The following is a 21827-nucleotide window of genomic DNA, read 5'->3' on the forward strand; positions in this document are numbered from 1 at the left end:
TGACCATTTACACTCAATGATTAAACATTCCTATCGCATTATCAAATTGTTCAAGTTGATTATCATCAACCAAATTATTTGCCTTGCCATGAGATTCTATAAAAATTGCTTGTTGTTCTATTGTGGTATATTGGAATAAATCAACAACTTCAATTTTCTTATTAAAAAATTCATTCAACTTAATACTCAGTTGTAACAATGTGTATGAAGAACCACCCAAATCAAAAAAATTATCACCTGAACTGATATTTTCCTTATTCATTTTTAAAACGTCAGACCACAGAGATAATATATTGACCTCAACTTCACTACTACAAGGTTTCATTTCAATGCTTCTTGCGATGCTTCTGGGATCAGGCAACCTCGCCACATCGATTTTACCGCTGTTATTTTGCGGGAATTCTTCAACCTTAATGAAATAACTCGGAACCATGTAACCTGGCAAACGTTCAACCAATGCTTTCTTCAAAACCTCTCCGTTAAATTCAATATTGGTATATATATAAGCCACTAAAAATTTATTGTCTGAGTCTTGGGAGTTAACCATAACAAAAACATCACAAATCGCTTTCGAACCGGGCTCAAGCCCATTGATTTGTTCATTAATCGTTTTTTGAGTAATGACTTCTATTTCCCCCAATTCAATTCTATAACCATTAATTTTGACCTGATTATCAGATCGGCCAAGATAAATTAAGCCATTCTTTCCTGAATATTGGGCAAGATCACCGGTTCTATAATATTTTTTACCTTCGATAGTAATAAACTTTTCGGCGGTTAACTCTGGATGATTTATGTAGCCTTTTGCAAGCCCCTTTCCAGCAATGGCAATTTCACCAATTGCGCCTTCAGGTAACCGTCTTAAAAAGTCGTCAATCAATATAATCTCTTCACCCGGCATCGGAAAACCAATGGGAATTGTCGGTGTTTGAATTTCACTCTGCTCGTTAAATTCAAAAGAAGTGGATTGCACACAACATTCTGTCGGGCCGTAAGCATTAGAAGCATTAGGAACCGACTCCCAACATTTGGCAAAATTATACCAATTATGTTTTTCCAACAATTCACCACCAATCATAAGATGATTGACCGTACAACGAATTGAATGTTCTGCGAATTGTGTTCGGATCATACGTAAATGTGTCGGTGTACAATCTGCAATCTGGATAGCATTCTTGCCCCAGAATTCAACCACCCTTTTTCCATCCCGCCTGACGGACTCAGGCACCATATGAAGAGTATGGCCGAGTAACAATGCCGGATATAGTTGTTGTACTGAGGCGTCAAAACTCAGTGCAGACATCATGGCTACATTCAGAGTGCCCTGATAATGTTGATAAACTCTGTCATGTAATCCTAAAACCAGATTTATGACAGCAGCATGCGAAACTTCAACACCTTTTGGCGCACCTGTTGAACCAGACGTAAAAATAACATAAGCAGAATCTTCTGACGTTATATGATACTGTTCACCGATATCAATATTGGTATCGCTATCAAGCGATACATAAACAATATTCTGACAATCTTCAAGCTCACAGATCGTTTCATCAGAAACAATGACATGCTTAATCAAGGCGGTATCTTTAACATGTTTCTTTCGCGAAGCAGGCCAATTTATATCAAGCGGACAGTATTTAGCCCCTATTTTTAAAACAGCCAGCATAGCAACAATGGCGGCACATGAACGATTCATATGAATACCGACAGTATCATATTGTTTAATTCCCTGGCTTAACAATGTAGTGGCAAACATTGAGCTTAATTTATCTAATTCGATATAACTGAGGGTGCAATGTTCATCTGTGATCGCTGTGCGCAAAGGATGCTGTTTTACTCGTTCTTCAAATAAAGAATGAAGAGTAGAATGACTGTCAATTTCAGGTGTAAAGTGATGGGCATATACACCCGACTCTTCCGATAGTTTGAGCGCACCGAGCGACTTCTGAGAACGAATCTGCTGGCTCAACAACACGACCATTTTAATAATTTCGGTATAATAATTAACATGATAAGGTGAATAAATTTCACAACTTATTATTTCATCATCATGTTCAAAAAATACTTGAGAAACAGATAAATTATAAATTTCTTTATTCACCGTCTGACAGTTTTTCAATAGAATACACGATGTGAAAAATTTAGGTTGTTCACAAATTTCGTGAAATGAACCTATTCTATACTGTAATAAATTCTGGATATCTTTTGATACTGTCTTTATGAGATCGGCCAAAGATTGTTCAGGTGAATATTTTGTCGGAATACATATTATCTGAGGTTCTTCACCATCATCGAGATAACTTGTGGTTAAAATTAAAGAGCTTTGGCTTCTCTGCATTATTGACTGAGCAAAACCCATCAGTGATATCAGTAAAGTACTTAATCGTTTATCTGAACCATTCGCCATGGATAAGATATTTTGTGATTCTTCACGTGAAAACACTATTTTTTGTCGGTTCACGCCATCATGATTGAATATCAGAGATTTTTCAAACTCAGAGGGTTCATGATCATTAATTATTCTCTTCCAAAAATATTCTTTATCAATGTTTGTATTTAATTCATTTTTTACATTCATTATATCTATATCCTATCATTTGAGTGTTGACTCAATTGATCTCATAAATTAGCTGACCTAATTAACGTTCTCATTGACATTTTTCAAAGAATGTATTTAAAACCCATAAAGTTAGTTAAAATCAATCATCGTTATAAACCTCATGAGCGTTTTCAATTCCCATGAAAACTTTAGAGATATTCAAATACCCTTCAGAGAAGACTCGTGTGTTTCTCATATCCTGCAACATACAATAATAGTCACTTAAATTTTCTGTTTCTATAATAACAAAATCCTGAAACTCTGCGGTAAAACCCTCAGTATCTATCGTTCTCAGGCTAATTGATGAACTGTATTTTTTTAATATCTCTGGCAAATGTTCATTTTGCAATTTTTTCCGTTCATTCCGATTAAGCGCATTCCATTTCTGATGTAAAATTAATGTCCAAATAATGACGTATTTCATTTTATTTCCTATATGATTTTATTTATTTCAAATGTTATTTTATTGATGACTTCACTTTTAACTTCTTGTAAATAAAAGTGCCCACCCTGGAATCCATAGATTGTACATCGACCTGAAATATAGTCCGGCCAATCTTTCATCATTTCATATGTCACCTCTGAATCTTCTTTACCATAAAACAAACCTACTGCGGCTTTATTATCAATTTTTGATTCACTCATGATAAAATCATCAATGACTTTAAAATCTTTCCTGATTATTTCAAGCATGATTTTCATTGCATGTTTATCTTCAATTAATTCACTGACATCCCCTAATATTTTTAAATAATCTAAAAACTGATTTTCCGTCATTAAGTCGCGATGAACTAATTCTGCTCTTTTTATATGAGGTGGTTTGAATGCAGATAGGCCAATCCACAGTGGGTATATACAGCGCGCTTGCAATTTTAAAGTCAATTCATAAGTAATTAATGCCCCCATACTATGCCCAAAAAACGCAAATGGTTTATCGGTCTTAATCACAGGCAATAACGCCTCTAAAATGTCTTCCATCGATTCCAGGCACGCTTTGCCAAAACTCAATCCCCGACCAGGAAGTTCTATCGCAATGAACTCTATCCAATCAGGTAATTCTCGTTGCCATGTTCTGTAAAACATGTGAGATCCCCCCGCATGATGCAGGAGATATAATCTCAATTTCGCATTTATCGGTGTATTTAAATGAATTTTATCTAACATATTAACTCTATAAATAAGATGTTGTCGGATTATTTATGTAATTCAACATCCCCAGCCACATAATAATTTACGGACTGGGAATGTATTTACAGCCATTAAAAACTTGAAAATGCTTTGGTATTAAACAGATATAGCTAAAAATTAAAATCCAGAAAATCACTCTCCGTCACTTCATCATGATGATTTTCATTGTTTGCATTCAATATAAATTTAATGTCTTTATCAGGATAAGCGATAATGTTATTTAACAATGTAATATATCGATACTTGAAATACTCCATTGTTTCCTCTTTAAATAAATTCTTTTTGTATTCAATGTTAAATTCATAGCCTGAATAATTTTCCTTAACAAAAAAGGTAATATCAAATCGGGTATTTTCCTGATGTAGATCATAACGAGAGAATTTAACTTCAGGTAATACAAAATCTGCCATTCCAATATTCATATAGGAAAATACGGTATCAAAAATCGGTGTTCTATTTAACCTTGGCTTAATATTAAGCTCCTTCACCATATTTTCAAACTGAAAGTCAGCATTCTCAAATGAGGCTATCGTTCTTTCAGCTACCCTTTTGACAAAGTGCTTAAAGGGTAATTCACCGTTACACTCAAAGACAATCGGCAACAAGTTTACAAACATACCAATGATATCTTGTAGTTCATTTTGCGGTCGCCCCAATATTGGTGTACCTACGGCAAATTCATCTTGTCCGGATATATCTTTCATCAAAAGCGCATAAGACGAAATGAAAAGCATAAATTTTGTGATATTTTCGCACTCTGCCAGCTCATCAAGTTGATCACTCAATGCTTTATCAATCACAAAATCTATCCGGCCACCTATATTACCGACCTCGTTTGTTCGGGCATAATCTATAGGTAATTTAAGCTCCGGTACATCTTTTAACGTTGATAACCAAAACGCCTTCTGTTTCAATATACGACTATCATTGACCATTCTTTGTTGCCAAACCGTATAGTCTTTATATTGTATTTCTAACGGTTTCAGTTCCTTATCCTGGTAAAGCTCTAAAAAGTCCCTTACGAAAATATCTTGAGAAAGCCCATCCGAAATAATATGGTGTAAATCCAAGAAGAATATGTAGTGTCCTTCCCGAACTTCAATTAGGGTCACTCTTATCAATGGTGGCTCGTCTAATTTAAATGGCTTAATAAGACTATTAACCTTAATTTTCACCTCATCATCACTCATATTGGATGAGTCAAGCTTTAAATATTCCACATTTATTTCAATGTCATCATGATATTTTTGTCTTGGTTCGCCATCATAAAGAATAAATGATGCTCTCAGTGAATCCTGTCGTTTAAATAATAATTGAAGTGTTTTGTTAAACTTGTCCCTGTCTAGTTTACCAACAATGTTAAATGCGGCTGTTTCGTTATAAGCAACCGAATTTTTATCCATAATCTGTTGCAGATAAAGCCGTCGCTGTCCGGATGATAGCGGGTAGGTTTCCTGAGCTTCTGCTGGCAATATCATTTGATACTCTGATTCTGCCTGTGAAGCAGATAAAATAACAATGTCTTCGATCGTCGGGTTCTTAAAGAAGTGTGTTAATGAGACATCTATTTTGCAATTTTTGTGTACCCTCGATAATAATGTTATCGCTTTGAGTGAATTACCGCCCAGTTCAAAGAAATCATCTTTTAAGCCAATCGGTTCAATTCCCAGAAAATCCTGCCAAATTGAGGCTAATTTTTTCTCAATATCACTTTTTGGTAAGACATATTCAGAATCTAAATCAGGTCTTTTTGCGTAATGCCCATGTTGAATGGCTGTCTCATTATCGTGGATAGCAGGAGCCGACCATTGGGCAATACGTGCATTGATATCCGCAGTTGAGATCACAATGGCTTGTTTTTCCCGATAATTGAGTACCTTTTCTAATAAAGCAATCCCTTCACTTCTTGTTACAAGCAAGTGTGACAGGCTACTGCCCACTCCCGCATTAATTTTTTCTTTCTCTGCTAATTCCCAGCCATCCCAGTTGATTAATTCCCATGTTTTTCTATTTCTCCGATTATGGCGTAATACAAACGAATCTAAATAGGCACTGGCGGCCGCATATGCGAAAAACCCTACACCTCCGAGAATAGGTGCCAAAGAAGAAACGATCAGGCAAAAGTCATAATCAACAGGTTCCAAAACTTGTTCTAATACCGTTATCCCTTTTTGCTTAGGAACGAGATGGCTATCAATATACCCTATCTCCGTTTCACTTATTGATCTAAACGAAGCGTCATCACTTAACCCCGCCAAGTAGAATACACCATCAATACGGCCATATTTGGCAACCAAATCACGGATAAGTTTTTTCATGGCGTCATGATCACTCGCATCAACCTGAACAAACTCCAGGTTTTTTGCAGCATCGGTGACAGATTGCCACTTCTGGTCATGTTCGTGTTTGGCGCGTGAAGAAATAACCAAATTAGCGTTATACTCTGTAGCAAGGTATTGGGAGAATGTGTGACCAATAAAACCACGCCCACCAATGAGTAAATACACCCCCTCTTTTTTCAAGCGGGAGGTTTCATCCTTCACAAAGGGAATAGATGGTAAGAATGCTTCAGTCCATCTCCGGTTATTTCTGTAGATAACCGTTTTATTTCCGCCCTCTTCGATTTCGCGTATTAGCATCTCAGCAGAGCAATCATCAACATGACCAACATCGATAGCCCGGCAAGATATTTCATGGAATTCTTGTCGAATAATCGTGCTGATAGCCAGCATCGCAGCCGCATTCGGATCAATATCAGGTTCATTACAAACTTCACGTGCATTCTGGATAAGTAAGGTAATATTCTTTAAATGATTTATATTGCAAAATGCGCGATGTGATTTGAGTAAATAAAGTACCGAAGCCAATTGTTCATTAACCGCCAGGTTTACACCGGTACAATCAATGATAATGTCTTCAATTGAAATCTGGTTATTGTTAAGAAATTTGAATAAATTTGCATGATCTTCACTGTTGAGACCACGAATGGAACTTGGAGCTCCAATTTCCAATTTACATTGCTGACCAAGACTAACTTGAATAACTTTGTGATAATGATTGGCTAATGCTTGTTCGTAAAGGGTACTTTGCTCAGAATTATCCCCTAACTTGAATAAAAGCACTGTCTTAACGTTTTTCTCTTGCTTCAGGTTTCTTAAAAGATCCTGTTGCCAGACAGATTGATAAAACCAATCTGATATATTTTCATTCTTGGTAATAGGTGTCTGACTCGTTTCTATACTTTCATTGCCAGAAAACAGATGTAAGAAATTCGCATTTTCAGGCCAGTAGGTACTTCTGTCAAAAGCATAACCGGGCAATGAAATACGTTTGCAATCTGGTGATGTGCGTATTTTGCTCCATTGAATTTTAACGCCTTGTTGCCATATTTTCCCTAATCCAGCCCAGAATAAGTAAGGATGACTGTTAGCTTTATTATCTTCCGGGAGTAATTGTATGATTGATTGCGAGGATTCTGGTGTCGTATATCGGCGAATTAAATTAACGAGATCTCTTCCCACTCCCACTTCAATCAACACATAATGATTACTGGTATTAAGAATATTTTCCATTCCCTGAACAAAACACACCGTTCTTTCCGCTTGTTCAGCCCAATAGTGAATTGATTTTACGTCTCCGGCAGAAAGTATTTTACCCGTCACAGAGGACATGATTGCTGTTTTCGGCGCATTTAACGTAAAGCCAGAAAGTATTTGCAGTAATTCCTCCTTTATTTTCGTCATTGCGGGGGAATGTGCTGCATGTTTGGATTTGATGGGAGTCGTCAGGATGCGTTTTTTCTTTAATACCTGAGAAAATTCTTCAATGGATTGTTCATCAGATGAAACGACACAAGAATCTTTATTATCTATTGCGATAACAATGTGATCAGGGCAAAGCGGCAATACCTCTGATGCAGGCAGTGGGATACTCAGCATGGCGCCAGTAGGCAGACTTTGCATGAGTTGTCCGCGTCTTACAACAAACTTTAATGCGTCTTCTAATGTAAAAACGTCAGCAATAGTTGCAGCAACCAGCTCCCCAAAGCTATAACCGATGAGCATTGAGGGTTTGATGTCTATATCAATTAAACATTTGGCAAGCGCATATTCGATAATAAAAATGGCTGGCTGTGCATATTGTGTTTCGCTAAGAAAATCACCATCGCCATAATTAAACCATTTGTCTTGCAGGGACTCACCAAGATACTCAGAAGCCAAAAGCAGACATGAGTCAACAATTGAACGGAATAATACGTGATTTTCATAAAGTGACAGTGCCATATTTGAATACTGTGCTCCCTGCCCGGGAAACATAAACACAATATTCTGCTCTGAATCTTTTGCTTTTACGGGGTTCGTCGTCTCTCTTTCCAGAGCTGAACATAATTCCTGATATGTTGAACCAACAAACGCTTTACGATAACGGTGATGTTTTCTTCCTTCCTGCAAAACATATGCAATATCATTTAAGCGGTACGGATTAGAACCTTTAAGCGCATTCAGCAAATTCTGTTGATTATTTTGTAGCGCGGTGGGCGTTTCTGCTGAAATTAAAAATACATTCGGCTGTCCATTATCTTGTACTTTTTCTTGTACTTCTTCTTGCTGATCAGCTTCGGCAATCACGATATGCGCATTCGTTCCCCCAATACCAAAAGAACTGACGCCTGCCATTCTTTTTTTCCCCACAGGTACTGTCCAATCCATAGGGCTGGCTACCACTTTAAACGGTGTTTCATCTAAATGCAGCTTATCATTCGGCTTATTGTAATGCAGAGTGGGCGCTAATTGTTTATTCTTCAATGACATAATGGTTTTGATGACGCCCGCAACACCGGCGGCTTCATCTAAATGACCAATATTACTTTTTACCGCACCCAACCAACAAACATGATGGGAATTTTGGAATACACGTGCCAGTGCGGTCACTTCAATAGGATCACCAATTTCAGTGGCTGTTCCATGACATTCTATGTAACTGATATCCCCAGGCTCCACGCCAGCCAACATATGCGCACTGGCAATAACCTCTGCTTGCCCTTCTATACTTGGCGCCGTGAACCCCACTTTACGTTGACCATCATTATTAACTGATGACCCTTTTATAACCGCATGGATTTGATCATTATCTTCTAAAGCACGATCAAGGAGTTTCAGAAGCAGAATTCCCACTCCATTGCCACCCACAGTACCATTCGAATGCGCATCAAATGGACGACAGTGCCCATCAGCCGAGCGAATCATTCCCCGCTGGTATGTATAGCCTGATTCCTGAGGTAATGAAATGGAAACCCCACCAGCCAAAGCCAGATCACAATCTCCACTTAATATTGATTGGCAGGCGGTATGAATGGCAACTAAAGAAGTTGAGCAGGCAGTATGCACTGACATCACCGGCCCATTTAAACCTAATCGATAAGCTATTCGGGTAATGATAGATTCCGGCAGGCTCCAATTCACCGCATCAAAGATTTCAGCCGGGGTCAGCTTCTGTTTTAACTGATTAGAAATCCACGGTAAATTGATCGAAGCACCGGCAAATAAACCAATTCTGTCTTTATTATTGCCGGGAATATATGCGGCATCTTCCAGGGCATGCCAGCAGCATTCGTGTAATAACCGGCATTGTGGGTCCATTTTATCAACTTCGTCTTTGAGATAACCAAATACATTATTATCAAAGGACTTGTAATCATTAAGTATCGCTTTAGCAGGTACAAAGTTAGGATCATTGATCTCTTCTTTGCTGTACCCATTCTTTATCAACTCTTCATAAGTAAATTTTTTTATACTTTCTTTCCCTGAAATAAGATTTTGCCAAAACATTTGTGGTGTAGTTGCATCAGGAAAATTACAAGCCATGCCAACGATAGCTATATCAAATGAATTCGTCATATATTAACAACCCAATTTTATATAGATAATTTAAACAACTTGATCTCCGACTCTATGTTTTATCGGAGATAAAGGTATTATTGAAATAATCTGTCAAAATACGTATGTCACGGTATAATTCACCAGCTCATTAACATAAGCCTATTCATTTTGGCTTTTAACATAGGATATATGGCGAAAAAATATGATGATTAAATGAATCAGACCCATGATTAAAGTCAAAGTTAATAATGTTGACATTAGTATAAAACTCATTGGCATCCAGATAATCAATGAATCCCAAGACATATTTAATAAAACTGAGGGGGAAACGAAACTTAACAGCGTCAAACTCAAACAGGCTAAGATTGAGATTATAACGATGACTTTCTTTGCCCCAGACAGGCGCTTACTCTTTTTAGTTATACTATTACGATAAATTCTGAATATTATTATTAGCAAGAACAGGAAAAGGAAAACACTTGATGCTAAAAATAATCTATCAAACGTATCAAACAATTCAATATCATTGGTAGAGGTCAGGTTTATCGTCCCATCTCCCGATGACAGTTGTTTTAAGATTTGTTCACCAATAGTAAACGTGACATTACTGTTAACATTCGCCATAACAGCAACAGCGACATTAGATTTAGTATTCATTCCAATAAAACTGGAGAAATTCGGATTCATTCCAGTATGATATATCTTATTGTTATTTATAGACCATCCTAGTGCATAATGAACATCTTCACCCTCATTCGTCGATAATTGCATATTGGGCTCAAATATACGCTTTTTATATTTGCTTAATGGTGAATCGTTATCCTTAAGAAGAAAACGTAGCCATTTTTCCATATCAATTGCGTTTATCTGAATATATCCGGCAGGAACATTAGAAATGAAGAACGGTGCATCGTATGGTCTGGGAGCAAGATAGCTTATCTGATATCCTGTTGCCTTATGATTAACCATAACATCAACTGAGGTATCATTCATTTTCAGCGGGGTTAACACATATTTATTTAATAGCTCAGAATAAGGTTTCTGTGTCACCACTTCCATCATTCTGGCTGCAATATCATAATTAATCGTTGCATAGGAATAAAGCGTTCCGGGGTTATTCTGAAGGTCTATCCGACCAATACGATTGATCATGTTCTCCAGAGAATCACTGCTGTTACCACCATAAATAAAGTCAACACTTGAAAATGGAACCCCCGATGAATGATGCAACAGTTGAATAAAGCTGACCTCTATGGGATGATTATCATAATAAAATGAGAGAGAAGGCAGGATAGAAGAAACCGTTGTTTCTTGTTTTATTTTTTCTTCCTCAATGAGTTGTGCCGCGATTAATCCAGTAAAAGCTTTACTCGTCGATCCCAATTCAAAAACTGTTTCCTGCGTAATGTCTCCATCGTGATTTTCGTTCTGTTTTCCTAAAGTTATTAGATGGGTTTTGTTGTGCTTATCAATAATGACCAATGACAAACCTGGTATTTTACCCATTTCCATATAGTCAATAAGTTGCTTTTTAAATTCAGCATCGTTGGTTAATTCACTTTTGGCAAAAGAAGCGGTCATAAATATGATACTGAAGAAAATAACAAGCAATCTGATTTTCATCCAATAATGCCCCTCATAATTATTTTTTAAAATTTAATGCGATACACCTACGAGAACCTTCCAGCAGGCTCTAAGTCATGGTTTTTGAATTTAACGATACCCAATACACTCCGGGTTACATCATGTCACTACCTCCAGTCATATAGTCAGCTATATGACTGGAGTGATGCGCTTCACTAAAAAAACAACCTAAAAGGTGAAGGATTTATTAAACTACTTTACTAACCGAGAAGATCAATGACAGAATCCAATTCCGATTTTATGAGATTCAAGCAATTTAGCCTATTCCTGTCATGATCATTATCCTGACAGGAGGCAATCAACTCTTTCATTCTTCCATTGATAAAAGAGAATGAGCTTTCGAGTTGTTCGGCATGTTCTGGTCTTACGAGAATTAAAAAACTCCTTAGTGAATTAATCTGATTATTCCAACGCTTGAATATTTCCTCCAAATCATTAGCGGTACTGTTTGTTAATAGTTCTGGGGTTTCAATAAGTTTTTCTATTGCAGCCAGACCTATATAACAAGAAAACTCATTTTCATTGTATTTAACCTCTTCTTTTCTTCTAAAATCATTAATCAGACTATTTAGAATGAGTTCCTTTTGTTCACGGCTGTCAGGGAAATCACCATCGCAATTGATGGTAATGACTAAATAAGGCCGGGATTTATTAAAGACTTCATGTGACTTCATAAAATCTAAACCTTTAAACCCAATAACCGTCTTCTCAAACTCCTGTTTGCTGATCTCCCCAAAGTATTGGAAGCTTCCATCATATATTTGATACCCTGAATCGGTCTTTCCAACCAGCACAAAAACATGCGGGATTGTCTCATCTTCCAGCACGATATCCTGGAATAGCGGCCTTGCTATATACTCCGCCTCTGATAAACCGTATGAAGGTGAAAAAGGCAGATAATAGTCACTTCCTGTTACAATGACGACATTCCCAAGCGATAACTCTTTTTCACAGTAGCTCTGATAGGATTCGTAATCTTCGAAGAATTTCTTAGCATAAGAAAAGGCATAACTTTCTTCTAATGAAGGCCAACCAAGCATATTGCCAAAATTCACCTCCTGATTAGATAATTTAACCTTATTTTCAGCCTGTTGTAATACAATGCCAATTAAATGGCTGCCATCTGAAACCTGCATAATGGCATTATCACAGTCAAGATGATGATTATGTCTCAGTGTTTCTCTGACTGCCGAATACAAGCAACTGGCATACGTTGGATATAACTCAGGTGAAAAATTCTCATTGAATTTCCAGCTGTTATATTCAATCTTGAGATCATTATCTAATACCTGGCTTATCTCAGCCAGAGTCTGGCCCGACAACAACATATTCATGTTAATCGGTAGATTGATTGCCTTCGCTTTTGCCACCACTTGCACTGCTGAGAGAGAACTCCCGCCCAGAGAAATAAAGTCATCACTGTTTTCAACGCTATCAATACCAAGAATGCGTTTCCAAATAGAACCTAACTCGGTGATAACTCTATCCCGTTCCTGTACCAGCAAGTTGATATTTGTGTTGGTCGCTCTGATTGTGTTGGTCACTTTAGCGTGTTCTTCTTTCCTTTCCCCTGTTTCAACAAGTTGAGGGGAATTGCCAGAAAATAATGCCTGCAATCTTTTTATATCTGTCGGGTATGCTTTTCCGCGTATCGGTGTTGGGGGAAGATGAATCAATTCAGGTTGCTGAACATTTATCTCCTGTTGCCAATTCACATCAATACCATGTAAGGAGATCAGGGCTAATTTTTCTATCAGCTCATTATGGTGACTCATATCTCTGGTTTTATGGCTTTGCCACGAGATACAAGCATGATTTACGCCATAATCTGAGTGATTCTGAACGAAAGTAGAAAGCCCACTTCCTGGCCCGACTTCTATAAACAGACACTTTTCATCTTCTAAGATTGCCGCGATAGATTGTTTAAAGCGTACAGGTTGGCGAATATGATTAACCCAATAGTCACTTGTTATGACTTTGTTGTTATCAACCCACGTACCCGTTACATTCGATATAAAATCAATTTGGGGCTTATTAAGTGTGATTTCGCTGAAAGCTTGGCCATATTTGTCCAGAACAGGGTCCATATAACAGGTATGGAACGCTCTTTTAATTTCCAGACGTTTCGTTTTAATTAATAACCCGCGACAAATTTCCTCGAATTGCATTATTCCATCATCAGATCCCGCGACAACACAAAGTTCACTACTGTTGTCTAAGGCAATTTCAATATCCTCAGTTATTATTTCTTTCACTTTCTCGGTTGATGACATTACAGCAAGCATAGCCGCCGCTTCTGTCGATTGCATACATTGACCGCGAATGCAGATAATTCTAACCGCATCTTCGTATGAGAATACTCCGGCCAGTGTCGCTGCCACGTATTCCCCCAAACTATGGCCTATCATTACATCGGGGGTAATACCATAAGATTTCAGAACTTGTGCCAGCGCATATTCGATAATAAACAGCAACGGTTGGACAAATTCCGTTTCATAAACATGTTCATCCTGAGAACTATTAATAAGCAGCGCTTTCAAGTCAGTTGTGCAATAATCATTCGCGATTAAAAATCCTTTATCACACCACTGCTTAAATAGCACATTGTTGTTGTAAAAATCTTGCCCCATAGCCCTATATTGAGCACCTTGACCAGGGAACAAAAATACCACTTTTCTCTTAATACCAAGTGATATATTAATATTGTCTTTTTCTGTTGAGGACAGTGCCTGAATCAATTCATCGCGATTGTTTACTGTAGCAACAAATTGTGATGCCATTGGTTCCCTTAACATCAGACTATAAGTAATATCACTCACATTCAGTTGTTGGTTATCGCTCTGAATTACCTGCTTTAATTGTTTTTTATAGGATTGCAATGATTTCTCATCCGGTGCTGACAAGATTAATGGCAATCGATTATTGACGTTTTGTCTGGACGGTTTGCTCTGATCAGCCTGAAATTCTTCAAGTACAATATGCACATTCGTTCCACCCAAGCCAAAAGAACTGACACCTGCCCTGATTGGGTTCTTACTATCACGTAATTCCGTATATTGGTTATTAACGATAAATGGGCTGTTCGTAATATCCATTTCTTTATTGGGACGGGCGAAATTTATCGTAGGTGGCAGCACTCTATGTTTGATGGATAATGCGGCTTTAATCAGTCCGGTGATTCCGGAAGCAAAATTCAGGTGACCTATATTTGATTTCACACTGCCAATTCTGCAATAGTTCTTTTTATCCGTTGAAAAAGCCTGTTTCAGCGCATTGAATTCAATGGGATCACCCAAATTCGTTCCCGTACCATGTGTTTCTATAAAGTTGATACTTTCTGATGATACATTCGCATCTCGTAATGCAGCCTGAATAACGTCAATCTGACCTTTTGTGCTTGGCGCAGTGTAACCGACTTTCATGCCCCCATCATTGTTAATTGCACTGCCGATAATAGTCGCATAAATATTATCCTTGTCTGCTATTGCTTGTTTTAATGGTTTCAGAACTACCATACCAACGCCATCACTAAATACCGTTCCGTTTGCTTGAATATCAAATGGGCGACATTTTCCATCCTTAGAGTAAATCATACCCTCTTCAAATAAATAGCCCGCTTTGATTGGCAAGGTAATTGAAACGCCTCCTGCCAGAGCGACATCACATTCTCCCGCACGCAGTGATTTAACGGCTTCACTAACGGCAACAAGCGATGAAGAACAGGCCGTTGAGATAACCATACTTGGCCCGGACAAATTTAATTTATATGACACGCTCGTCGACATATAATCTTTGTCAGCAACCACCATAGTACTATATTGACCAGCACTGCCTTCCGCCGTTGCCATTGCCTGCACTAACCATTGTAAATTCCCTGATGCAGACGCATATAAGCCGATTTTTAGCTTATTGTTTTTTACCGATATTCCCGCATCCTGCAATGCCTGCCAACTGCAAGTATGCATAGCCCGTACTTGCGGGTCCATTTGACGCGCTTCGTAAGGGGTATAGCCAAAGAATTCAGCATCAAACTCACCCGAATGAGGCATAATACCTTTGGCACGAATGTAATTCGGATTGTCTAATAATGCTGAATCAATGCCTTCGTCAATTAGCTCTTCCTTACTCATTGTGCTGATTGATTCTTTTCCGTAGCATAAGTTATCCCAAAATTCATGAATATCCTCAGCACCCGGGAATTTTCCGGCTACGCCGATAATCGCAATGTGTTTATCAAATATCGCTTCCGATTTAATCATGCTTTCAGTTGTATAAGCACTGTCATAAATATCTTCAACGTTTTCATCCTGAACGTTATCGGTGCTGATTGTTCCAAACTGATTGGTTATATGGTCAGCTAATAGATCAGAAGTGGGATAACTAAACATATCAACAACGGAAATATCGATATTGAGTGCATCAGTTAATCTTTTATTGACTTGAACCAGATCCAATGAGTTAGCACCTAATTCAAAAAAATTATCTTCACGGTTAATATGTGCTACTTTTAAAAAGTCTTTCCACACCGAAAGGACAGTTTCTACGATTTGAGCTTTGGAAATCGTTTTTCGTTGAGATTTATTGACTTTATTAATGTCGAACGTTTTTAAATAAGAGCTAACCCATTGTGAAAAACGTTTATCTAAATCACCAGTTGAAACAATAATTTGACCTCTTAATGGTGATTGTAAAACACGCTCTAAAATTCTAATTCCTTCATCAGGTTCGATTAAAAGCTGACTCAATGAGGAGCCCAGCGCATCACCCGCATCATTACGTTCGAAAACCCATCCGTCCCAGTTAACACTAATCCAGGGCTTACCTTTCTTGTTTTGTTGCTTCGCAAAAGAATCAGCAAACGCACTGACAGAACTATATGCAGAAAAACTCAATCCTCCCAGCACCGCAGCAATTGAAGAACAAAGCAGGCAGAAATCCAGCGGCTGATTTTCTGTTAATTCTGCCAGAATCTTATAAGCCTCAACTTTGGTTTCTAATTGTGGTAAACAGGCGTCCAGCGTTATCCTATTAATGCCCTGAAATGAGTTTCCTTCCGTGACACCAGCCGCACAGATAATGCCATTCAATTCACCATATTGTTCAGCGATCGTCGCTAATAAACGTTGCATTGCAAACTTATCAGCGACATTGGCAGCATAATAAGCCAAGTTTCCTGTACCAAGATCGGAAAGTTTATCGAGCCGCTGCAATATTTCGAAGGATGGCGAATGCGATTTAATAGCTTGTTTCCATTCATGCTGATCAGGTAATTCCCTTCGTCCGGCAAGTATCACTGTCGCCCGATATTCTTTCAGGAGATACTCTGCAAATAAAAGCCCTAAATCTCCCAATCCTCCGGTAATAAGGTATATCCCCTGCGGTTTAAGGAGCGAGTGTTCTTTCAGTGGATTTACTGCAAGCCGCTCATAGGCTTGTTTTGAACAACCCTCTTTTGTCCGACGAACAATAAAGCGATCATCTGTTGCTAATAATTCTTCAGTTAATATCTCACAGGTTTTTTCAATCGATTCAGTCGTGTCAATTTGTACTAATCTGGGATGACATTTGCTGACTTCTTGCGTAATGACTTTTACTAAGCCATTGAGCATATTGGATTCAGGTTGTTCTGTATTAACCAGCAACAAACGGAAATCACACATATTTCCGACTGTTGTCCATGCCTGAAGCAGAGTAATGGCAGAAAACCATGTATTTTTTACTTCATGGCTTCCCGATAAAGGCCAGGCAAATATTATCGAATCAGGTTGTAATTGATTCTCTTTTAATTCATTAAACAGCCTTTCGAAATGGCTGACTTCTCCTGCTGACAATGTAATAACATTGTTCGCAGTGGTGTAATTATCACCTGATAACACAAACCTTACTGCTTTTTCGTCAATATTCATATGACGACAAAGAGGTTCGCACCACTCAATATCTGGCACAAAACAGAGCGCCATTTTCACATCAGATTGGCTCGATTTATTTGGTAAGAGAGCATCCTGCCATATTTCACCATAGAGCCATTCTGAAATGTTATTTTTTGGGATTCGAATTTCAGATACTTTTTCTGAATAATTCAAACTGGCGCCGAAGTTTCCAAGCTCCATATTCTCTGAAATAAATTGATAACCGGGTAAACTCACTCGTTTTGGATTCAGATCTTGGTAAATGGCCGGCCAATTGACGGGTTGGCCTTTCATCCAGAGTTGTCCAAGTAATTTTAATAAATAAACTCTGTCGTTTTCCTCTTCTAATGGATGACGCATCACATTAATAACAGAGATATCTGTATTTGCCGCAACAATCTGTTTAACAAACGTAGACAGTGTTCTGCCCGGCCCGACTTCAATAAAAGTATTCAGCTCAGACTGTTCCAGGCAAGTCAGAATACCTTGATGAAATTCGACGGTTTCACACAAGTGCGAGACCCAATAATCGACAGAATTTGCTTGTTTTGCCGTGATCCATTGGCCTGTTACATTTGATATGTAAGCTTTATTGGGCTTTTTCCACTTTATCTCCCTCAAAGCCTGTTTAAATTTCTCTACAGCAGGCTTCATCATTGAAGTATGAAAGGCGTGAGAGGTTTCCAGTAATCGGGTACGGTAATTTTGTGCAATCAAATTCTTCTGAACTTTCTCAACTTCACCCTGAGGCCCTGCGATAACACAGGCATTTGATGAGTTTACCGTTGCTAACGTGACTTCATCTGTCAAATAAGGCTCAATATTTTCTCTGCCCGTTGAAACACTCAGCATCGCTCCGGGCTCACATTCCTGCATGATAAGGCCTCTGATAGCAACGAGTTTCAGGGCCTCATCCAATGTCATGACTCCTGCCATTGCGGCTGCAACGTATTCACCAATGCTATGGCCAATCATTGCGTTCATTTCTATTCCCAGTGCTTCCAAAGTCCTGGCAAGAGAATAAGATATGGCAAAAATAACCGGCTGGGTAAATTGAGTGTTACGGAGTTTTTCTGCACTCTCCTGACCCTTCTCATCATAGAGTAGTGCGAGTAAATTTATTCCAAATTGCTCTAATAGATATTCATGGCACTCATCAAGCTGCATTCTGAAAATACTCAGCTCATTGTATAAATCCCTTGCCATATTGATATATTGAGCACCCTGACCGGGGAACATAAATACAATACCCGGTATGTGGTCAGAGGAAATTTCCGCGATCTTGTTTGTCTCTTTAATATCAGATAATGTGGTGTTGAGTTCCTCTATATTTCCTACAACAAACGAGGTGCGATATTCATATTCTCCTCTTCCAATCTGGAGTGTATAAGCAATATCAGAAAGCGCCTTTGTATGAACATCTGCACTCAAAAACCGGTTCAGGGCTTCTGCCGTTTTAATTATCCCTTCTCTGCTTTTGCTTGAAAGCGTGATGAGTTCTGCACGATCCTTCTCGTCACTGGTTTGATCTGAGATTGATTGAACGGTCATATGCACATTGGTTCCGCCAATGCCAAATGAGCTCACACCTGCGGTTCTGATATTATTGTTATCTTCCCAATCAGTGGCAGTATTGATCAAACGGAACCGCGTACCTTCCAATGATAAATGATGTGCTGTTTCAGTATGGCAAGTGGGTGGGATCTTCTTATTCTTCAATGCCAGCAGTGCTTTAATAACCCCCGCAACACCTGCGGCACTATCGGTGTGACCAATGTTCGATTTAACACTGCCAATATGACAAGTTCTGGGATTGTCGCTTGTGACGTTTAAAGCATCCTTGATGCCTTCTAATTCAACTGCATCGCCAACCAGTGTTGCCGTTCCATGCGCTTCCAAGTATTCAACGTCATTGGCAGAGAGACTCGCCATTTCTAAAGATTGTTTGATACAGGCAGACTGCCCGTTTGCATTCGGGGCGGTAAATCCAGCTTTTTCATGACCATCATTGTTAACACCATAACCAACGATGACGCCATAAATATGATCATTATTTTCAATGGCATCTTCCAGCCTTTTTAGAGCAACCATGCCAATGCCATCGCTGAAAACAGTACCACTGGCATCTTCAGAAAATGGGCGGCAATGACCATCTGCGCTATTCACCATTCCATTGACATACATGTAACCGCTTTTTATCGGCACTGTGACGGAAACCCCTCCGGCCAGTGCCAAATCACACTGATTGACCCGCAGGCTCTGACACGCAAGTGTGATCGCTAACGCAGAGCTGGAACACGCACTCTGAACGGTCACGGCCGGCCCGGTAAGATTCAATTTGTAAGCGATTCTGGTTGTGAGAAATTCCCGGTCATTTAACAACCCAATACCAAATTGTTCGGTGGTGTCTTGCACTTCATCTTTTACCAAATCCAGCCATGCGTAATTAGAGCCGGAAGAGGCGAACAGACCCGTGACAGGGCGATATTTTGGATTACCATATCCAGCATCATCCAGCACTTGCCACGTTATTTCATGCAGCAAACGGAATTGTGGGTCCATATATTGTGATTCACGTGCTGTATAGCCAAAAGCGTCTTTATCAAAATCCAGTGAATGCTCAATAATGCCTTTTGCCCTGATATAATTTTTATTCTTGAAAATGTGTTCAGGAAATCCTGCATCGATCAGTTCATCATCCGTAAAGAAAGAAATACCTTCTTTGCCAGATAGTATATTTTTCCAATATTCCTGTATGTTATGACTTCCGGGGAATCGGCCGCTCATGCCAACGACAGCAATGGCATGTGCCGGGTAATCATTAAATACTCTCTTTTTGCTACCTGATGCTTTTCCTCTTGCTGCCCTTTTCGACTTATTGATGATCTTAGCTGGTGCTTCACTGATTAAGCTGTGTATTTTTTCAGAAAGTTTCTGGCAGGTTGTATAGCGATAAAAATCATTAACTGATAATTTTATTGCGTAATGGTTATTGATCTTTTCGTGTAGCTGAACAATATCTAAAGAGCTGGCACCGATATCAAAGAAATTATCCTCTTTCGAAATTTTCTTATTTGAAAAATAGACTTTTAAAATATCCAATATCTCTTTAGACAAAGATTTAATATCGATTTTTTCTGCAAAAATGACATTTTCTTCCTGCTCATCGAGCAGATGACGGGCAGTATCTGGTTTTATTAAAGGTTTAAACTCAATTCGATTCGGAAGTTCTTTATAATTTAAGTGTTCTATCGAAATGGGTTCCATTTTCTCCCAAAATTCCTGGAGAATAAGATGCGCATTGGTTCCACCAACACCAAAGGCACTGACTCCGGCAGTGATAAGTTCATCAGTTTTACTGAGCCAGTTTTTTGTTTGCGTGTTAACATGAAAAGGTGTTTTTTCTAATTCTAATTTTTTATTCGCTTTATCAAAATTAATGGATGGCACTAACGTTTTAAAATAGACACATAATGTGAGTTTTATCAGTGATATTATCCCTGCGGCGGTATCACAATGCCCCACATTTGATTTGACGGAACCTATAGCACAAGATTGTGACCCGTTAAAAACCGCTTTCAAGGCGGCAATTTCAATCGGATCTCCCAGTAAAGTTCCTGTCCCGTGTGCTTCTATATAACTAATGCTGTCAGGATCAACTTCTGCGACATCTAATGCAGCCTGAATAACATTTTGCTGCCCCTGAGTACTAGGGGCAGTAAAACTTATTTTGTCACTGCCGTCATTATTAGTTGCGCTGCCTTTGATAACGGCATAAATTCTATCGTTATTTTCTATCGCATCACTCAATCTTTTTAGTACAACAACACCAACGCCATTACTGAACACCGTACCACCCGCGTGTTCATCAAAGACCCGTGTTTTGCCGTCTGCACTATTTATCATCCCTTCCTGATATATATAGCCAGCTTGATGTGGATGCGTTACGCTGACGCCCCCCGCTAAAGCAACCTCACATTCTCCGGCTTGCAGAGCCTGACACGCTGTATGCACGGCAACTAATGAAGTTGAACATGCTGTTTGTATCGTGACTGACGGCCCGCGCAAATTCAGTAAATAGGAAATACGGGAACAAAATGCAGAGTCATTTAATGTTGCGATATGGAACTGTTCTGCCGCAGAACTGAATTCCGTATTTAATGTTTTAAGCCATGACCACTGATTAGCTGCTCCTGCGTAAACACCAATTTCTCCCGGATAATTTTTGGCATCAATGCCAGCATGGTTAAGTGCCTGCCAACAAGTTTCAATCATCAAACGCGTTTGCGGGTCCATTTTTTCTGCATCTGAGTAATTAATTGCAAAATAATCGGCTGCAAAATGATATGGATTGTTGATTACACCTTTGGCTGGAACATAATTTTCATGTAAATATTCTTCAGCCGATACGCCATTATTTTCTAATATTTCTTGCGTGAATCTGCTAATACCTTCTTTTCCATCACGGAGCATTTCCCAAAAATCATGTACGTTATCTGCACCAGGGAACTGACCTGCCATTCCAACTATGGCAATTTCAAGACCAGTAAGATTATTTACCATAATTAACCTTTATTATAATCATTTGCTAATGAAAAGAGATAGCTT

6 protein-coding genes are annotated in these 21827 nt (G+C 38.7%); all 6 read right to left on the minus strand.

What is annotated here, in order from left to right:
- Positions 1-13 precede the first annotated feature (13 nt).
- Positions 14-2578 (minus strand): non-ribosomal peptide synthetase, encoded by a 2565-nt coding sequence (locus tag Xkoz_RS04020; protein ID WP_099140873.1) that lies wholly within the window; start codon positions 2576-2578, stop codon positions 14-16.
- A 121-nt stretch (positions 2579-2699) separates the two neighbouring features.
- The gene (locus tag Xkoz_RS04025) at positions 2700-3023 is read right to left on the minus strand and encodes a darcynin family protein (RefSeq protein ID WP_047680361.1); all 324 of its coding nucleotides are present in this window, start codon (positions 3021-3023) and stop codon (positions 2700-2702) included.
- A gap of 8 nt (positions 3024-3031) precedes the next feature.
- A complete protein-coding gene (locus tag Xkoz_RS04030) occupies positions 3032-3763 on the minus strand; it encodes a thioesterase II family protein (RefSeq protein WP_099140874.1) in 732 nt (243 codons plus the stop codon).
- Between the two features lie 134 nt (positions 3764-3897).
- Complete coding sequence (locus Xkoz_RS04035; protein WP_099140875.1) at positions 3898-9684, minus strand: type I polyketide synthase; 5787 nt, start codon at positions 9682-9684, stop codon at positions 3898-3900.
- A 141-nt stretch (positions 9685-9825) separates the two neighbouring features.
- Positions 9826-11289: a serine hydrolase domain-containing protein gene (locus Xkoz_RS04040; RefSeq protein WP_099140876.1), complete on the minus strand. Its 1464-nt coding sequence runs from the start codon at positions 11287-11289 to the stop codon at positions 9826-9828.
- Between the two features lie 221 nt (positions 11290-11510).
- Complete coding sequence (locus Xkoz_RS04045; protein WP_099140877.1) at positions 11511-21782, minus strand: type I polyketide synthase; 10272 nt, start codon at positions 21780-21782, stop codon at positions 11511-11513.
- Positions 21783-21827 lie beyond the last annotated feature (45 nt).

Origin of the sequence: Xenorhabdus kozodoii (assembly GCF_002632875.1) — a bacterium.
In the GTDB taxonomy this organism is placed as follows: domain Bacteria; phylum Pseudomonadota; class Gammaproteobacteria; order Enterobacterales; family Enterobacteriaceae; genus Xenorhabdus; species Xenorhabdus kozodoii.